The organism is Paenibacillus sp. FSL R5-0701, assembly GCF_037973995.1.
Classification (GTDB): Bacteria; Bacillota; Bacilli; order Paenibacillales; family Paenibacillaceae; genus Paenibacillus.
Genome location: NZ_CP150230.1, coordinates 829,799 through 846,937, shown reverse-complemented (window position 1 = coordinate 846,937; position 17,139 = coordinate 829,799). Strand labels below are relative to the sequence as shown.

16 protein-coding genes and 1 pseudogene are annotated in these 17,139 nt (G+C 45.1%); 8 read left to right on the top strand and 9 right to left on the bottom strand.

Features of this window, described 5'->3' with window-relative positions; genetic code table 11:
* The first annotated feature begins 64 nt into the window (after positions 1–64).
* Positions 65–946 carry a GNAT family N-acetyltransferase gene (locus MKZ13_RS03935; protein WP_339181926.1) on the top strand — a complete coding sequence of 294 codons (882 nt, stop codon included), beginning with the start codon at positions 65–67 and terminating at the stop codon, positions 944–946.
* A 396-nt stretch (positions 947–1,342) separates the two neighbouring features.
* Complete coding sequence (locus MKZ13_RS03930) at positions 1,343–2,998, top strand: leucine-rich repeat domain-containing protein (RefSeq protein ID WP_339181923.1); 1,656 nt, start codon at positions 1,343–1,345, stop codon at positions 2,996–2,998.
* Between the two features lie 382 nt (positions 2,999–3,380).
* Here MKZ13_RS03930 and MKZ13_RS03925 read toward each other — a convergent pair whose 3' ends face one another.
* The gene (locus tag MKZ13_RS03925) at positions 3,381–3,962 is read right to left on the bottom strand and encodes a TetR/AcrR family transcriptional regulator (RefSeq protein WP_237178126.1); all 582 of its coding nucleotides are present in this window, start codon (positions 3,960–3,962) and stop codon (positions 3,381–3,383) included.
* A gap of 149 nt (positions 3,963–4,111) precedes the next feature.
* On the opposite strand from MKZ13_RS03925, the gene MKZ13_RS03920 reads away from it, so the two are divergent.
* Entirely contained in the window at positions 4,112–5,050 is a 939-nt protein-coding gene (locus MKZ13_RS03920) for a 2-dehydropantoate 2-reductase N-terminal domain-containing protein (protein ID WP_339181918.1), read from the top strand.
* Between the two features lie 129 nt (positions 5,051–5,179).
* Here the strand turns inward: MKZ13_RS03920 and rlmD are convergent, their stop codons facing one another.
* Both rlmD and MKZ13_RS03910 read right to left on the bottom strand, forming a co-directional pair.
* On the bottom strand, positions 5,180–6,985 hold the full coding sequence (gene rlmD / locus MKZ13_RS03915; RefSeq protein ID WP_339181916.1) for a 23S rRNA (uracil(1939)-C(5))-methyltransferase RlmD: 1,806 nt from the start codon (positions 6,983–6,985) through the stop codon (positions 5,180–5,182).
* Positions 6,986–7,013: 28 nt separating this feature from the next.
* Positions 7,014–7,895 (bottom strand): diacylglycerol kinase, encoded by an 882-nt coding sequence (locus MKZ13_RS03910; protein ID WP_017690659.1) that lies wholly within the window; start codon positions 7,893–7,895, stop codon positions 7,014–7,016.
* Between the two features lie 524 nt (positions 7,896–8,419).
* Here MKZ13_RS03910 and MKZ13_RS03905 point away from each other — a divergent pair.
* A complete protein-coding gene (locus tag MKZ13_RS03905) occupies positions 8,420–8,563 on the top strand; it encodes a hypothetical protein (protein ID WP_339181913.1) in 144 nt (47 codons plus the stop codon).
* Positions 8,493–9,017, top strand: a pseudogene (locus MKZ13_RS03900) (NPP1 family protein); the annotation flags it as partial. The gene MKZ13_RS03905 and the pseudogene MKZ13_RS03900, both read left to right, overlap by 71 nt.
* Before the next feature lie 187 nt (positions 9,018–9,204).
* Here the strand turns inward: MKZ13_RS03900 and MKZ13_RS03895 are convergent.
* Positions 9,205–9,621: a DUF4395 domain-containing protein gene (locus MKZ13_RS03895; RefSeq protein ID WP_339181910.1), complete on the bottom strand. Its 417-nt coding sequence runs from the start codon at positions 9,619–9,621 to the stop codon at positions 9,205–9,207.
* A 71-nt stretch (positions 9,622–9,692) separates the two neighbouring features.
* On the bottom strand, positions 9,693–10,619 hold the full coding sequence (locus MKZ13_RS03890) for a 2-dehydropantoate 2-reductase N-terminal domain-containing protein (protein ID WP_339181907.1): 927 nt from the start codon (positions 10,617–10,619) through the stop codon (positions 9,693–9,695).
* A gap of 168 nt (positions 10,620–10,787) precedes the next feature.
* On the opposite strand from MKZ13_RS03890, the gene MKZ13_RS03885 reads away from it, so the two are divergent.
* Entirely contained in the window at positions 10,788–11,357 is a 570-nt protein-coding gene (locus MKZ13_RS03885; protein ID WP_036606049.1) for a TetR/AcrR family transcriptional regulator, read from the top strand.
* Between the two features lie 145 nt (positions 11,358–11,502).
* Here the strand turns inward: MKZ13_RS03885 and MKZ13_RS03880 are convergent, their stop codons facing one another.
* Together MKZ13_RS03880 and MKZ13_RS03875 are read right to left on the bottom strand one after the other, a co-directional pair.
* Positions 11,503–12,288, bottom strand: a complete 786-nt coding sequence (locus MKZ13_RS03880) for a CbiX/SirB N-terminal domain-containing protein (RefSeq protein WP_036606050.1) — start codon at positions 12,286–12,288, stop codon at positions 11,503–11,505.
* A 1-nt stretch (position 12,289) separates the two neighbouring features.
* Positions 12,290–12,580 carry a YerC/YecD family TrpR-related protein gene (locus MKZ13_RS03875; protein WP_017690665.1) on the bottom strand — a complete coding sequence of 97 codons (291 nt, stop codon included), beginning with the start codon at positions 12,578–12,580 and terminating at the stop codon, positions 12,290–12,292.
* A 452-nt stretch (positions 12,581–13,032) separates the two neighbouring features.
* On the opposite strand from MKZ13_RS03875, the gene MKZ13_RS03870 reads away from it, so the two are divergent.
* Positions 13,033–13,668 carry a hypothetical protein gene (locus tag MKZ13_RS03870; protein WP_339181903.1) on the top strand — a complete coding sequence of 212 codons (636 nt, stop codon included), beginning with the start codon at positions 13,033–13,035 and terminating at the stop codon, positions 13,666–13,668.
* 134 nt (positions 13,669–13,802) lie between these two features.
* The gene (locus tag MKZ13_RS03865) at positions 13,803–14,891 is read left to right on the top strand and encodes a DNA alkylation repair protein (protein WP_339181900.1); all 1,089 of its coding nucleotides are present in this window, start codon (positions 13,803–13,805) and stop codon (positions 14,889–14,891) included.
* Between the two features lie 393 nt (positions 14,892–15,284).
* Here MKZ13_RS03865 and MKZ13_RS03860 read toward each other — a convergent pair whose 3' ends face one another.
* The gene (locus tag MKZ13_RS03860) at positions 15,285–15,746 is read right to left on the bottom strand and encodes a DIP1984 family protein (protein ID WP_339181898.1); all 462 of its coding nucleotides are present in this window, start codon (positions 15,744–15,746) and stop codon (positions 15,285–15,287) included.
* A 128-nt stretch (positions 15,747–15,874) separates the two neighbouring features.
* On the bottom strand, positions 15,875–16,834 hold the full coding sequence (gene corA, locus MKZ13_RS03855; protein WP_036668386.1) for a magnesium/cobalt transporter CorA: 960 nt from the start codon (positions 16,832–16,834) through the stop codon (positions 15,875–15,877).
* Positions 16,835–17,139 lie beyond the last annotated feature (305 nt).

Here is a 17,139-nt window from a genome sequence, read left to right as displayed (position 1 = left end):
TATCTGGTAGAATTGTAAGTTAGATCACTTAATATTAAACTTATCGAGAGCAGAGGAGTATACCATGCAAGAATTAATATTTATGAAGAATTATAAAAACAATGAAGTACTGCGCAAGAGTTTTTTCGAGCTTGCTGTCAACACGTTTGAGATCAATTTTGAAGATTGGTATCAACAAGGATACTGGGGCGAGCGTTACATCCCTTATTCATATGTCGATGGAGACCAGGTTATTGCCAACGTTTCTGTTAACATCCTTGAGCTCATCATTCACGGTGAGAAGAAAAAAGCGATTCAAATCGGCACGGTGATGACACATCCTGATTATCGGGGGAAAGGACTCTCTACAGATTTAATGAACAAAGTTTTAGAGGAATACGAGAACAAGTACGATTACATGTACCTTTTTGCCAATGAATCGGTGCTTGATTTTTACCCCAAGTTTGGGTTCAAGCCTGTGGAAGAACATCTTTTTTCAATGAATTATACGGCAAAAAAATCATCCAAGCCTGCGAACATTCAGAAACTCGATGTTACTAACGCGGATGATTTACGTCTTATTCAAAAATTGGCATCGGAAAGATTGCCTGTTTCTCGCCATTTCGCAACCCATCATGCTCAAGGAATACTCATGTTTTATTGCCTGAATGTCTTTAGTGATGATATTTATTACTTGGAAAACGAAAACGTCATTGTTATTTATCAGAAAGAAGACAATCATATTGAGCTCTTCGACGTTGTTAGCTTAAACGAAATGAATATGAAAGATATTTTGGATAAGATTGCAGATGAGGATACGGAAAAAGTAACCTTTCATTTCACTCCAGATGCAACAGATGATATCGTTCTAAAAAGTTCGATCATCAATGAAGGTTTATTTGTAAGAACCTATGGTGAACACCTCTACCCTGTGCACGTTAAACATCCGATTACATCTATTGCTTGATGATTTATTTATTAAGATCTGCCACACAGACCATACTTAAAAAAGGTCAAAAAGGAGCAGGATTTCCCTGCTCCTTCGTTATGTGAAACTTCTTTCTCTCATCAAACGTAAATTCACAAGGTATAATGAAATCAGATGACCGTTCAGCATGATCTTATGACCATCATAATGAAGGAGGGGACATTCGTGGCGTTTATCCCGCTAAACTGCCCCAATTGCAACGGAAGAATTGAATACAAGAAAGATGAAGTTTTAAAGTGTCCCTATTGTGAAACAGAGCTTTTATTGAAGCAAAATCATGTCTATTACGTAGACCAGACTATTAATCATTACCATGGAACGCCCCCTAAAGTACCACCGAAGCAGACTGCCTCCGTAAAGGTAATGCTGATACTGATGTTAGTCCTAACTGGCGCGATCGGTACATATTTTTATTATAGCAACAGCTCCACCTATCCAAAAACAGAAGCCAATCTGCCTGTACGAAAGATGCCTGAAAGCGAGGTTCTGCTCTCATTTTTGCGAGATATCTTTGATAAAGGGTCCGCCTTGCCAACAGAGGAGGAATTGGCTCGTATTCGCTATTTAACCGTAGAGCATTCGGAGAATGATCAGTGGAAGTTTACATATAGCCTCTCCGATCCCTTCAGCGATGAACAGGCCGAGAAGATCACTTATATTACTCAGGACAAGAAACTGAATAGCCAGCGGATTGATCAGCGAGATTTTGAAGCTTTTAAGGGACTGACGGCATTGGACCTGACGAATACCTATGAAATATCCCAGACGGACCAAACCACTTTGGCCCATATGCCCGGATTAAAAAGTTATGGTGGCGCTTTTAACGAATCCTTTAGTACATTTTCGGGCTACTTTGGCGACAAGTCTAAAATTACGGAGCTTTCCACTCAGCTTCGCAGCAATCAGGAGTTGGCCCTACTACTGGAATTCCCCAATCTGAACTCTTTATCCATTACCTATGTGGATGAGTCCGTAACAGATCTTCACTTGTTAAACCAATTGCCAATCAAGTCCCTGTCGCTCACCTTTGTCAATGAACTCGGATGGTTGTCGTCCATGACCGGGCTATCATCCTTGTCTATACAGTACAGTGAAACCACAGTCCTGCAGCCGCTGTATGCCTTGACCCAGCTTCAGGAGCTTCAGTTGTCCTATTTAACGAACGTAAAGTCCATCGACTTTGTGCAAAATATGCCTGCTCTACAAACGCTAGATATTGAAAATGTAAACATCTCGAGCCTGGAGCGCTTGACCGGCAAAAACTCTATTACTACACTACGCCTGGCTTCTCTAAGTCAACTTGGTTCGGTAAAAGCCATCAATAGCCTGTCCTCTTTGCGGGAATTAACGTTGTCCGGCTACTACGAGAATGCAGAAGCGCTGACACTGCCTAAAGTAGAGCGAGTGGAAATTCCAAGCTCCTTTCTCCCCGGGCTAAAGGCCCCGGCTACAACCAGTCTGACGCTCCGTGGCGGAAGTGGGGAATTGAACTTGGCTGCGCTGGGGAAATTCCCGAAACTGGAGCAACTCTCGCTCTGGGAGATCGATGAAATAACCCGTCTTGCCGCCCTGGACGCCTTGTCCCGCCTAGAGACCTTAAACATTTACGACTCGTCACTGTTCAAAGAAAGCGATGCCTTATTTCGTTTGAAGCAGGTGAAATCTTTGGTGTGCTCCGAGTGTAGGCTGAATTTTGAACAAAAAGCGGCCGCGGAGAACAGCGTACTTGAACATTTGACCTTAGAGCAGCCATATTTCAGCATAAACAACACCTCAGTTACTGAAGTTGACCAGATGATGCCTTACTTTGCCAAAATGTCCGCTCTACGTTCCTTCACTCTACAAGACAGCAATTTGGCTTCTCTCGAATTTATGAGTAACTGGCAGGCCATAGAAGAGCTTCATCTCGAGAACAATGCCATTTCCAATATAGAGACCCTAAGCCAGCTGCCTAATCTGCAAAAGGTATATCTATCCGGCAATGCCGTACAAAACAAATCCGTGCTTGGTACGGGTGTGCACGTATATTAATTACCGGCTGGGATGATGGGGGAGTTTTAGAATACCATAGTTAATGGATGGTATTAAAACAAAGACAAGATGGGGTTCGAGAATTATGTATAAATTCTCAAACCCCTTCTGTTTATGTTTAGCTTCTAACCAACATCGCTATACTCTCCACATGGGATGCATGCTGACGGTGCAATAAACTAATACGATGTGGCTGAATCCACCTATTCAAGCAATCTTATATCAGCCGCTTTCACTCAGTCTTCCGATTGTTGAATACTTTACCCTATCCTTAGATGTCGCACCAGAAAAGGCTCTTACAAAATGATTAGGGAAGCGACCCTAGAATCAGGAATTCTGTTACAGTAAGTCCCTCATTTTCTTTCTCCTCGTCCCTTTACTTTTAATTCGAATCAGAACGCGGATTGACCGTGCCAAAAATATGATACGGTGTTATCCCCTTTGCAAATAGACTATCGATCAGCTTGACCAATTCTTCTGACGATAGATCTTTGTCGTTGCGTATCCAAAGACGAAACATAGATATTAATGTTGAAATGTAAAACTCAATGATATATGGTGCCAAGACATCATCTGTTGGTAAATCCACAATCAATCGCTCAAAGGGAATTTCTCTTTTCAAGCGTTCCACAAAATGAACAGAACCATAGTCGCCCAAGAGCGCTTTCAGAACTGAAATGTCCTCTGCATTTTCCAAGCATTGAAGTGCATCCTGGAACGTATGTGTAGAAAACTCTCTGCCTGCCATTTCCTCGTTAATGGATTTCAAAACACGCTCTTCAATGCAGTCCAACAACTCATAGATATCTGTAAAGTATTGATAAAATGTACTTCGATTATATCCTGATTGGTTAGCAATCTCTTGAATGGATATTTTTTCGATGGGTTTTTGGCTATATAAATCGCAGAATACATTTATGAATGTCTGCCTTGTTTTGTCCGTAATTTCGGGTTGCTTTTTCATTATTTGCCTCCGTTTGCTGTTCGATCAATTATCCGACAGATATTAAAAATCTGATGGTTGATGAGCGTATAGTGAATCAATACAATAACATTATACAACACGTTGTTGGATCATCAACAAGGATGAATATGGATTATTAGGAGGCTAAGATGAGAATTTTATTTTTCGGTAGAGGTGTAATATCGACCCAATACGCATGGGCTTTCGAAAAGGCAGGGCATACCGTTGAGTTTTACGTTAGAAAAGGGAGAAAAGAAACCTTCGGAAGTCATATAACGCTTGAAATGTGGGATGCGCGAAGAGGGAAACAGTTAATCCAGGAAAGCTGGAAAGTCAAGTTGCATGAGGAGGTAAGCCCAAATTACGATCTCATTATTGCGAGTGTCAACACGAAACAACTTCCCGAAGCAGCACAATTACTATCGACTACCGCTGGTAACACCCCGATCCTAATATTCAATAATATTTGGCAAAATTTAAAATCATCGATCTTGCCCTTGTCTATGAACAATGTTGTCTTTGGGTTCCCAGGAGCAGGAGGCGGCATTGAGGACAATAAGCTTAGGGGCGGCTTTTTAAAAATGATATTTCTGGAAAAACCACGGGTAGGCACGGAACAGATAAACAACAAGGTCAAAGAACTATTTGAAAGCGCCCATTTTAAAATCAATTGGATACAGGATATGCAAAGCTGGCTATGGAATCACTTTGCCATGAATGCGGCGATGGAGACCGAGGTGTTAAAACGGGGAAGTTTTCCAGCACTTATGAATCATCGTGAATCATTCGCAAATGTTGGTAAGAATATGCGTGAAATGGCACCTGTACTTAAAGCAAGAGGCGCAAAGATGGACGCTATTACTCTACTGTTGACCAAAATTCCATCAGCACTTCTCGGCACGCTGTTTAACAAGGTTATTTTTGCAAAGGGCAGCTTGCCGCGACTTTTCATTGAATACAACAATAGTAAAGCCGGCTTTGCAGTACAAGAAGTTGTGAGAGAAGCAAAAAAGTTAGGTATGCCTTCACCACGGCTTACTGCGGAATTTGCAAACACTGAGCAACAACACAAAGCTATTGAGAAATGATAAACTGAAAACTGGATATTGTTCAGACCAACATCAACTCTACTAATGGTTATAACAACTATAGCCCGAGCTTTAGAAGCTTCGGGCAAAGTAGCTATTTATTAAAAAGGTAAATGTAGCTTCAAAACACTACACTCTAACCAACATCGCTACACTCTCCACATGCACTGTATGCGGGAACATGTCCACCGGCGTTACCTCAACCGTGCGATATCCGCCATCCTCCAGCACACGCAGATCACGTGCCAGCGTACTCGGATTACAGCTCACATACACCACTCGCTCCGGCTTCATCTCCAGAATCGTTTCCAGCAAACGTGGATCACAGCCCTTCCGCGGTGGATCGACAACGATCACGTCGGCTTCGATACCTTGTTCTTTCCAGCGTGGAATAACGTCCTCGGACGCACCAACTTCGAACTTCACGTTACGCATCTCGTTCAACATCGCGTTACTACGCGCGTCCTCGATCGCTTCAGGCACAATCTCAACCCCGTACACCTGATCCGCATGTTGCGCGAGGAAAAGAGAGATCGTACCGATGCCGCAATAGGCATCAATGACTGTCTCTTTGCCACTCAGTCCTGCGTACTCTACCGTCTTCCCATACAGGACTTCCGTCTGTACCGGATTCACCTGATAGAATGAACGCGCTGAGATTGCAAACTGCACATCACCAATATAATCATAGATTACATCACGGCCCCACAGTACGCGGGTCTCATCGCCAAAGATGACGTTGGTCTGTTTCTTGTTCACATTCTGGCAGATGCTCGTCACATGCGGAATTGCTTCACGGATACTGCCAATCCATTCATTCTTGTACGGAATGTCTCGACCATTCGTGACCAGTACGAGCATCATCTCGCCAGTACGGAATGCCTTCTTCACAACCACATGGCGCAATAAGCCGCGACCTGTCTCTTCGTTATAGGCACTAATTCCAAAATGACTGCCGATCTCCTTCACCTTCGCAACCACTTCATCATTATGTTCGTGCTGAATGAGACAAGTCTCCATGTCAATGATCCGGTGGCTTCCTTTAGCGTAAAAACCACCTACCAGACCACCCTCGGTAACGCCAATCGGCACCTGTGCCTTATTCCGATAGCGCCATGGCTCGTCCATTCCCATCGTAGGCAGTACACGAATGCCCTGCTCCGTATCCTCTTCGTTCATGACACCTTCGAGACGAAAACGAATACGATTGCTTCCAATCATTTGTGCTTTAGAAGATGCTTGTCCAGGTTGAGTTGGCTCATTCTCTTCCTGTACCAACCGCTCCTCCAGCTTCGCCTCACCAACTGAAACGTCATCTTGCACGTGCTGTTCGGCGCCCTCATTATCATCCTGCACGTTGGATGCCAACGTCTCTGCATCCTCCACCATCACGTTCAACTTGCCAATCCGCTGCAAATTATCGACTACCAACTGGCGTTTCCACGCAAGCTGTCCGGCATAACTCATATGCTGGATCTGGCAGCCGCCGCACTGATCGTAGATCGGGCAAGGCGCGGACACACGATCTGGGCTTGCTTTCACGATCTCCAGCAATTTGGCGTAGCCATACTGCTTCTTGGTTTTCAACACACGCACACGAACGGTTTCACCTGGAAGCGCCCCCTGCACAAAGAGCGTGTATCCGTTGGCACGACCTACACCCTCACCGTCATGGTTCATGCCAATGATGTCGATGACGGTCTCTTCATTTTTGCTAACGGGCAGTCCTTCGATTGGTGCAGATTCACGCGTTCTTCCCTTTGGACGAACGGCAGAAAGAGATGCGCCTTGTGGTCGCACCTCTTTTCCCTGCTGACGTGTAGATGGACGAGATGATTGACTTGGCTGACGGGACGCTGAAGCGTTCCCTTGCCCCTGAGAGGCAGCCGAATTCCGGCGGTTTTTTCCACGACCGCTGCGGTTCGTATTAGACAACGTACATTCACTTCTTTCTTTTTAGTATTTAGCGATACAACATCAGATGATGACGCAAATTCGTAAATGTAGCTGGCAATGTGCCACCCAACTCTCCATCGAGGTTCAATTGTACATATCCCGGGGACGTAACTTCCATATGACTCGTCTGGAAATGAACCACTTTCTTGTCGTTCAGATGCTCCCCACGCAGCGCGAGCGTTACGAGGCGGATCATATCGGCCAGATTACACTTGCGGACTCCGATCACATCGAACAGACCATCATCAATGGTTGCACCTGGAGCCAACTTCTCAAATCCCCCGACCGAATTGGTATTGGCGATGAGGAATAACATGAATTCATCATGGATTTCTTCCTGACCGTCAGCACGAATAATCAGCTCCTGTGGAGACAGACTCGCCATTTTCTCAATACCCTTCATATAATAGGCCAGTTGCCCAATCATCGTTTTCAGACGACTCGGTACCTCATAGGTCAGTTCAGTCAGTGATCCACCGCCGGCGATGTTGATAAAATATTTATCATTCGCTTTGCCCAGATCTAATGGACGAAGCTGCTGGTTAATGACCAGATCCACGTAGTCTTCCCACTGTCTCGGAATGCCTAGAGCACGCGCAAAATCATTCGTCGTTCCCAAAGGAAACACACCCAGCGGAGGACGGTTCTCCCGCTCAGCCATACCGTTAATCACTTCATACAACGTGCCATCGCCACCAGCAGCAATAATCATGTCATATCCGCGCTCAATTGCTAGTTCAGCTTCCCGGGTTGCGTCACCTTCACCCGTTGTTGCGTGACATGAAGCTTCAATACCACCTTGATCCAAACGCTGCAAAATATCAGCCAGACGTTTCTTCATTTCTTCCCGGCCTGAGGTCGGATTATATATTAAGCGAGCTTTTTTCATCTCATACGCCACCTATTCCACATTATCCATGAGTCTAAACGACCTCATATTCTTACGTTGCATCAGTCCACAAAAGGGCATATTTTTTACACAATAATGAAATTGTGTTCATTCTGCTCTAATCTTTCGTCTTACCTATATCTATGCATCAGGAATTCCGTCTCATTCCAAAGCCTTTAACTCCTATCATATCATCAAATGTAAAGATGTCCTAGCCTGTAATCCATAAGTATATTTTTTCATATAGGTACCTACTAATCCATCCATTACCCAATAAACCTCACGCACCGCTCCTGAATCTTCCCCACTACCTTTTATGTAAAATAGTCTCATTAATCAACCATTCTGCCCGCTCGGACAGGAATTAGTCTTCGATTTCGATGATCTTCATATGATTATGACATAGATATGCTACAAATTTACAAATCTTAAGATAAAAAGATAAATAACATAAACCTTTTTCCAATATAGTTTTAGTGCACCTCAACTTAGCACCATATCATACCCTTGAAGGAGAATTGTAAATGAAAAAAATCGTGTTAATGCTCATGGTTTCGCTTATGGCCTGTATTCCTTGGGTCACCGTTGTTGAAGCATCCCGCAGTGGATCAACAGGGCAATACCAGCGCTGGCTTGAATACGTCCGGGTCATCGAATGGGAACTGTAGCTCAAATACAGGGCAGATCTACTCCCGCTCCGCATGGCACAATGGGGTGTGGGCTATCATGTATTCGTGGTATTTCCCCAAAGACTCCCCTTCCTCTGGACTCGGCCATCGTCATGATTGGGAAGGAATCGTCGTGTGGGTCGATAATCCGGCAGCTGCCAATCCACAAATCCTCTCCATCGCCTATTCCGGTCACGGCCAGTTTACCAAAGTTACACCGAGCAATAACAATACACAAGGTAACCATCCGTTGATTTCCTATAATAGTACATGGCCGCTAAACCATGAGCTTGGCGTTACTAATGCTGTTGGCGGAACTCAGCCTTTAATCGGATGGGATGACCTGACTCCAGCAGCCCGTAATGCGCTCAACACCACGGACTTTGGCAGTGCCAACGTGCCTATGAACGATAACAATTTCACGAACAATTTGAACAAGGCCTGGTTTAGATAAAAAAAGAAAATCCTCTTCGAGTGAACAGTTCACTTGAGGGGGATTTCATTATAATGCGATCGTATTCCGATCGCCATATAGGTCCAGCTAAAAGCTTCCCGCCAGAAAGCTCCTCGGATCATGACTCGTCTTTATCCTTACTCGAAGAATAAGTTATTCTGTCATCGTATCGCTCTTCAGCCAACCCTCAAAACCCGATTTTTCTGCCTGCACGCAGCTGTTTATACCAGAAATAGATGGTGCAGCCTACACAATAACCCAGCAGGGCCGCACTTGCAGCCGCGAGAAGCATGACGGAGAATACATACCCTGCAGCTACCCAGCCAAGCGAGAACGAGATGAGTGCCAGAGACAGGAAGAGTACAGCCAGAATATTGTTGAATCGCTGCAGCTCCACCGCCTGCGTCTCTGTACCTTTACCAGTCAGCACGACTTTGCCAATTTGCACAAACAGATTCAATTTGCCACTGGAAACCAGCCCCACCACCTGAATGATCCACAGCAAGCCCAGAACTACCAGCGGATTAAACACAAACGAGAGTAAAACAAACAATACAATACCGACCTGATTCGCTTTCACATAGCGCATAGGTACTTCCCGCATCTGTATATCTCCTTATCCCCATTTTATTAGTTGGTTTTATTGTAGTCGGTATGCAGGGAATGAGCAACACTTCATTTAAGGGGAGTAAAATCTCTTTTCAATACATCCCAATGGGGAGTCGGGGTGCCTGTTGTCTTTTTCCAATCGTTAAATGCATTATTTAACGCCTCAATCTCTCCAAAAGAACCCGCAATCAGCTTATGAATTGGAAGCACACTATAGATCTTCAACAGAAGGTGCAACATCCGTTGATGCTTGCGAATCATTTTAGCCTGAATCTCCGGTATAATCGTTATGCCCATAGCCTCAAGCACGCTGAAGCCCTCATCCATCGCCCTAATCATATGTTGGATTTGCTTTCTGTTCCCGTCCAACTTGATCAACTCACGCTTCTCATTAAAGCTCACCGCATTAAGCATCAGAATCGGGATGATATGACTTTTCAGCCAGGCATCAATATCACTCAGAACATTCAACTTGTATTTCACATGTTGGAAAGCTTGGTCCAGCAAAGGTTTAAAGCCTATCTCTCCGTCCAGACTGCCGATTACCATTTGTCCGCTGCCTCCACCGACCGATAACATGCGGTCCTTTTCCCGCTTCCCTGCACTCACATGAAATCCAAACGCGACCTGTTTTGCTACCCTGCTGTTTTCCTCCAAAAAGTTTTGCATGCTTCGTGCATCTGCGTTGTTTCCCACAATCACAATATTGCTGCTCTGATTGTCTGCCAGAATAGGTAACACTGAAGGAAAATCGTTATACTTCATGACAACAAAAATCAGATCATATTGGTCATCCACTTCCAACGTTCTGGCTACCCGAACCTGATCAACTGTCGTTTTGAACTGAAAAAAATGCCGGATGACGAGTCCATCCTTCTCCAGCTCCTCTGCCCGCTTCCCTCTGGCCAGAATGGTGACTTCATTGCCGCCGCGCACCAGAACATGCGTCAGTTGACTGCCCAAAACCCCCGCACCATACACTAATATCTTCATTGGTTATCCCTCAATTTCATAGTTTATAAATAATCGTTGTTTTATCAACATTTGTTGATAAAATAAGAGTAACAAAGCACCTACTGTGCTTCAATCGTTAAAATATCCGTTTTTGTTGAATAATCAACGAATGATTCCTTATTGTTGAAAACCATCATAGGAGGGGCCATGGACAGACGAGTACTCAAGACACGAAAGGCAATAATTGAAGCTTTTGTGGGGTTACTGGAGGAACAGGATTTTGAGCAAATTACGATAAACGATATTGCTGATCGGGCTAATGTAAACCGAGGAACCATCTATTTGCATTACGCTGACAAGTTCGACCTGTTGGATCAATGCATTGAGACCTATTTGCAGCGGTTGTTGGATGCCTGTATGATCGAAAGCCCTACTACAACACCCGTTACGGCCAAGGATGCGTTGCTCCGAACCTTCAGTTATCTGGAACAGCATGCCTCTACCTATACCACACTTCTAACTAAAAAAGGTATTCCAGCGTTCCGTAGTAAGTTGATGACATTGTTGGTCCAGGGAGTGGAGGAACAGATGGATGCCTGTGGCATCCAGGAAGGTATGAAAAAAGAGATCACCATACAGTTTCTTGCTTCCGCTGCTGTGGGCCTCCTGGAGTGGTGGATTATGAATTCCATGCCTTATCCGGCCGAGGAGATCGTTGACCAATTAATAAATTTACTGGAGCTACATCTGCAATTGCACGCACCCATTAATGGATAACCCAATCTCTTTCAAGTGATCTACAACAAACAAAAACCACGTCCTTCGACGTGGTTTGATTGTTTATGAAGCTATGGAGTTCAAATCAATTGATACTGCATTACTACGAGCGATGCGATCACACACCTATGCCAAAGCGATCACTTCAAGAAGAAGCTTTAACTTCATTACATCTCTCCAGCAAAATCTGGATCTGGCGCTCCAGCCACTGCCCAAGCAATGGATGTGGCAACAGTGTCTCACCGCTGTACACATAGTTCAGTTCTTGCAACCGACCCGGGATAACGTTCCTCGTGAAATAACCGGCACTCAAAAACAGCGGCGCCACAATGACTCGGTTCCCCCGCTCTTCGCTCCAATACTTCACTTTGTCGTACACACTCTCCGGATTCAGCAATGCATAATCCGTATGGGCTACATCACTAACTTCCTGCACACGCTCTGCAAGGGAAGAAATTCCGGCTTCCCAACGCTCGCGAAAACCATCATGAATACTCCCATGGCCAACCAGCAGAATCGTTTCTTCCTCCGGTTGCTGCGACAGTACTCGGACTTTGTCCCACACCATCACGGCAATATCCGGATCGTTATCCACCGGATAACCGAAGTGAACCCGAGCCTTCACATCGAACGGTTCCAGATCCGTTTCGCGATCAGGTGTTTCCTTTGCACCAATGGCATATTCAATTTCATCCACATGTGTACTGCCGGACGAAACAAATAGAGGTACGACCAGAATATCGGTTACGCCTTGTGCTTCCAGTCGGTCGATACCGTCCTGGATCAGGCGTCCTTCCACAAGTTCAAGAAAACCGGCTTCAACCGGTAATGGAACAGGCAGATTCAACCGGGAGATCGCGTCATCGACGGATTCCACCCAGGTCTGCTCCTGTGAACCGTGACTGATGATGAGTACACCCGGCTTCTTCATGTTAGCGTCCCAGGCGTTCCAGCGTCATTTTATAACCATCATTACCGTAATTCAGGCAGCGTTTCACACGTGAAATTGTAGCTGTACTCGCACCTGTCTCTGCTTCAATCTGGTTATACGTATTGCCTTTACCCAACATACGAGCCACTTCCAGCCGCTGGGACATGGATTGGATCTCGTTAACTGTGCAGAGGTCATCAAAGAAAACATAACACTCTTCAATATCTTTTAGCGTCAAAATAGCCTCGAATAGTTGTTCAATGCTTTTATCATTTAGCTTTTTCAGCTGCATTTCATCATCATCCCCTAGCGGTTACTGTGTACCTACATTGTACTCACCCTGAGTTGGTATTTCAAGCGTTACCGATTTCACGCACTACAGAATAAAAATACATGTTACCGCTTACAAAAGGTACTATTGTCCTCCCCTCGTGTACATCGGGCGAAATTTCCGCGCTTTTTCCCAGTTTTCACCTGTATATATCCGATTACTTATGTAGGATTTCAATCCTCCTAAATGTTACAATTTTGTGTCTAAACTTCATTTTACTCTTCGTGAACCTGCCATCTTACATGCGCCCAAATCCGCAAATATCCCGTTTTCCGGGATACCCGCCTACGCCGTCTCTCCGCGAATGACATACAGTATAACAAAAGGGAGTTCCACAAGGGTCTATGATGTACATCTGTCATGCAACTCATGGAACGCAATTCCGAAATCCAATAGAAGGAACGTGATTGTTCATGCCACAGCATTATTATCACCGCCAGCCAGCACCAGGGCAGCGTCCGTCTTCTCATGCTCATCGGCAGGCGCATACTTCTGCCTATATGCCGCCCGGTGTGGTTCCACGGTCTTTAAATGAAACTCAGATTCAACCGATGTATCCTGGCGTAGAACCACACTACCCGGGCTTTGGTGAAGTCGAAGCTTCTGCAGTCGTACCCTATGGGCAGGGTGTGGCTGGCGGAAACTTTTATGGAGGTGCAGCTCAGGTTCTTCCCCCAGCTCCGGTACCGGCGCCTGCTACTGGCAGTTCCGGCTTTTCATTAGCCAACATCGGTGAGTTAAAAGGAATGATCGACCGCTTCGGCGGTATTGATGGAATCATGAGTGGAATAGGCAAAATGCAAAAGGTCGTCGGTGGGATCCAGCAGATGGCTCCGATGATGAAACTCGTTATGGGCATTCTGCCTTTTGGAAAAGGAAAAACGGATAGCAGCGCGGCCGATGCAGACTATGAAGAATATAAGCCGTCCCGCAAACGCAAAAACAAACGTCGGAACAAAACAACGAATGCTACACGTCGCCGCAATCCAACTCCAGTCCGTCGCAAATCCAATTCCACAAAGCGCCGTCCCAAAAGTCGCAAAGGTTAAAAAAAATTCAGGCACCCCCTTACAGAAGGCGGGTGCCTTAACACCGTTCATCCGTATACAAATAAATTTCAGGAACTTACGTTCTTATTTCTGTAATTTGAGGTATACTGGATAGTAACTAAAGGAGGCGGACCATGGAACTTATCAAAGACAAATACACTCCCGCATTAATCGATCGGACCGGCGAACAGATGCGTCAATTCTACCCTAAGCTGGATACACAGCAATTTCATGAATTGGTTTTCGCCGAAGGCTGGGAACAGTTGGAATTCAAAGCGCGCATTCGCAGAATCACACTGGCTTTGACCCAGGTACTGCCGGACAATTATGAGGAAGCATTACATATTATCGAACAAGCCGCCCCTACGATGAGAGGCGTTGAATATCTGTTTGTACCGGATTTTATCGAAGTGAACGGACTTGACCCAGAGGATTACGAGTTATCCATGAAGTATCTGACCCTCTTCACACCTTATTCCAGCTCGGAGTTCGCGGTACGCCCGTTTATTGAACTTTATCCAATCCAAACGATGAAACATATGATGGCGTGGGCAGAGAGCAACAACGAGCATATCCGCAGACTTGCCAGTGAGGGCAGCCGGCCACGTTTGCCATGGGGTGCGAAACTCCAGAACTTTATCACTGATCCAACACCTGTACTTCCGATTCTGCATGCATTGAAACAGGACGAGTCCCTCTATGTTCGCAAAAGTGTCGCCAATCATCTAAATGACATCTCCAAGGACCACCCTGAACTGGTTATGGATCTGGCCACGACCTGGTACGGACAACATGTACACACAGACTGGATTGTCCGGCATGCCAGCAGGTCATTGCTGAAGAAAGGACATAGTAAAGCACTAAGTCTTTTTGGTTATAACGAGCAGGATTCGATTCACATTGAGCAGCTTCAGCTTGTCCAGGATACGATTAGCATTGGCGAGGATCTTCACTTTTCGTTTGATGTCGTTAATGAGAGCGGCGAGTCACAGATGCTGCGAATTGAATATGAGATGGGTTATATGAAGGCAAACGGCAAGCAGGCTCCCAAACGATTCAAATGCTCCGATAAAATGTACCCGACAGACAGAACCAAGGTAGCCACTAAACAATCGTTCAAAATCATTACAACAAGAAAATATTATGCTGGACTACATACACTAACGATTGTTGTGAATGGTAAAGAGGCAGCAACGACTTCTTTTGTTCTTGAAGTGGAGTAACAGGAAGACATCATAAGTTATACACAGTTCGTTTCAGCAAAAACTTATTCACATGTGGATACTTTTTTTTCAAAACTTCTAATAGAAGAATCAGAAAGGCCACCTGGCAAGCATCATCTCCCGACAGTTATTTCTGCCCGAGATCATGGCCCAGTGGCCTTCTTCATATGTAGTTCAACTGCAAATCCCCTTACCCACCCTCACCGCTATCCAAAGACCTGCATATGGTCGTAACAATTAGAAAGATACACGATACATCCATGCTGCGCATTCTTGTAACAATATTGGGCTAAATGATGATGTGGGTTAGACATGGCCCAGCGTCTACCAGGTTTCCAACTTCCCGTTGGTGGGTTATGCTCGCTTCATTTGGATAGGGTTACCGACGCAGTTTTATTCCTCGATTAAGTCTATGGTCCAGTTCTTCTCCTGAATTTTAAAATCCAGTTCCCGGTAGGATTTCGAAAGACTATCCACTTTATGTTGAATATCTGCTATGTTCACGGTTCGCTCATACTTCACTTCAGAACGACTGTACCGATCCTGGCGAATGGACGCATTCTGCAAAACTTCGTTAAACGATGCTCTTTCTTGCATGATTCCATCCCGCTCTGCAAGGGCATCTGCAAGCGTAACTCCAGCTGTGAAGTCAGTCTGTGCATTGGTCTTATTAATTTTCTTAACCAATACCGTCAGGTTCCTGATCGTATTCTCCAGGTCGATCATAAGCAACTGCGGGTCCTCTGCTGGCTGTTCACCTTCCTGAACTTTAACTACGCGTTCCAGACGTTGCTTGAGTTGAGCTATCTTCTTCTGCTCATCTGCTCGCAGTACAAGAGCCTCTGCCAATCTCATCGTATCCCATCCTTCCACAATGATATGTATGGATAATTCATTCAGAATCTATTCACATATCGTTATATTTTACCTGTGGATACACGTTATTACAAGTTCATGTTACTAACATCTGATTACACTTGTTCCTACTTAAACCAGCCCCGTTTTACAAACCAGGCCACCATGCTCCCGCCAAGCACAAACATTAACAGCAGCACCGCACCATACCCAAACTTCCATTGAAGCTCAGGCATATAGGCAAAGTTCATGCCATAAATACCCGCGATCAGTGTGAGTGGCATAAATACGGTCGTAATCACCGTGAGTGTCTTCATGATCTGATTCATCCGGTTGGAGTTCAGGGAAATATAACTGTCGCGCAGGTCAGCGGTCATCTCCCGATCAGCTTCAATCATATCCGTCAGCTTCAATAAATGGTCATAGATATCGGTAAAATAAGCCGTATGTTCACCTGTTCGCTGTACATGCTGGGAATTGACCACCCGATAGAGCAGATCCCGCATCGGTACTACCGTTCGTCTCAGCTTCAGCAATCGAGTCCGCAGATCAAACACCTGGTTCATCAAGTCTTCAACTGACTCCTGTCCACCCCGGTTCTCCAGTTCAGCCAGTTCATCCTCAATCGCAAATAAAGACGGAAAATAATGATCGACCAGCTTGTCCATCACCGTATAGGCTGCTGCCACCGGACCTCGCGCCCAGATGGTTCGTTCATGTGCATGGTGCAACAAGCGCTCCCACGCTTCATCCACTTCCTCCAATACGCCATGATGAAAAGACACTAGGAAGTTTGATCCGAGAAACAAGTCAACCTCCTCGGCTTCCAGTGTGGACGGGTTCAATGCATGGAGCACAAGAAACTGCAGATTATCATAATAATCAAGCTTAGGCCGCTGCAATACATGCAGACAGTCCTCAATAGCTAAAGGGTGAAAATGAAAATATGTATCCAGCAAACGGCTTTCCTCTTCCGTTGGCTGGTTAAAATCGGCCCATACCCAGGCGTAATCGTTCAGATCCAGCTGTGTAAGTGGTACGTTAACGGAGACTTGATGTTCTCGTGTAATGGCGAGTGTACGAATCATAAATTAGACCACGTCCTTGTCCTGTATCTTTACGTCATTGTACAACTTTAACCATAGGTACGTCTCCCACGTGTCCAAAATATCCACAGACGCATTCAAACTCGACAACAAAAAAAGCCAACCCTGTTGGCTTCTCTCATTTCCCTATCCACAGTTCCCTGTATCCACAGGAATATCTTCTTTTGGTTTATCATTCCACGGATGGCTATCCACATATCCAGCCTGTCCACACGTTCATGCACAGGCGTCTCTTGATTTTGGTTGTATATTTATCCACATATCCCGATATTCACACAGTTATGAAC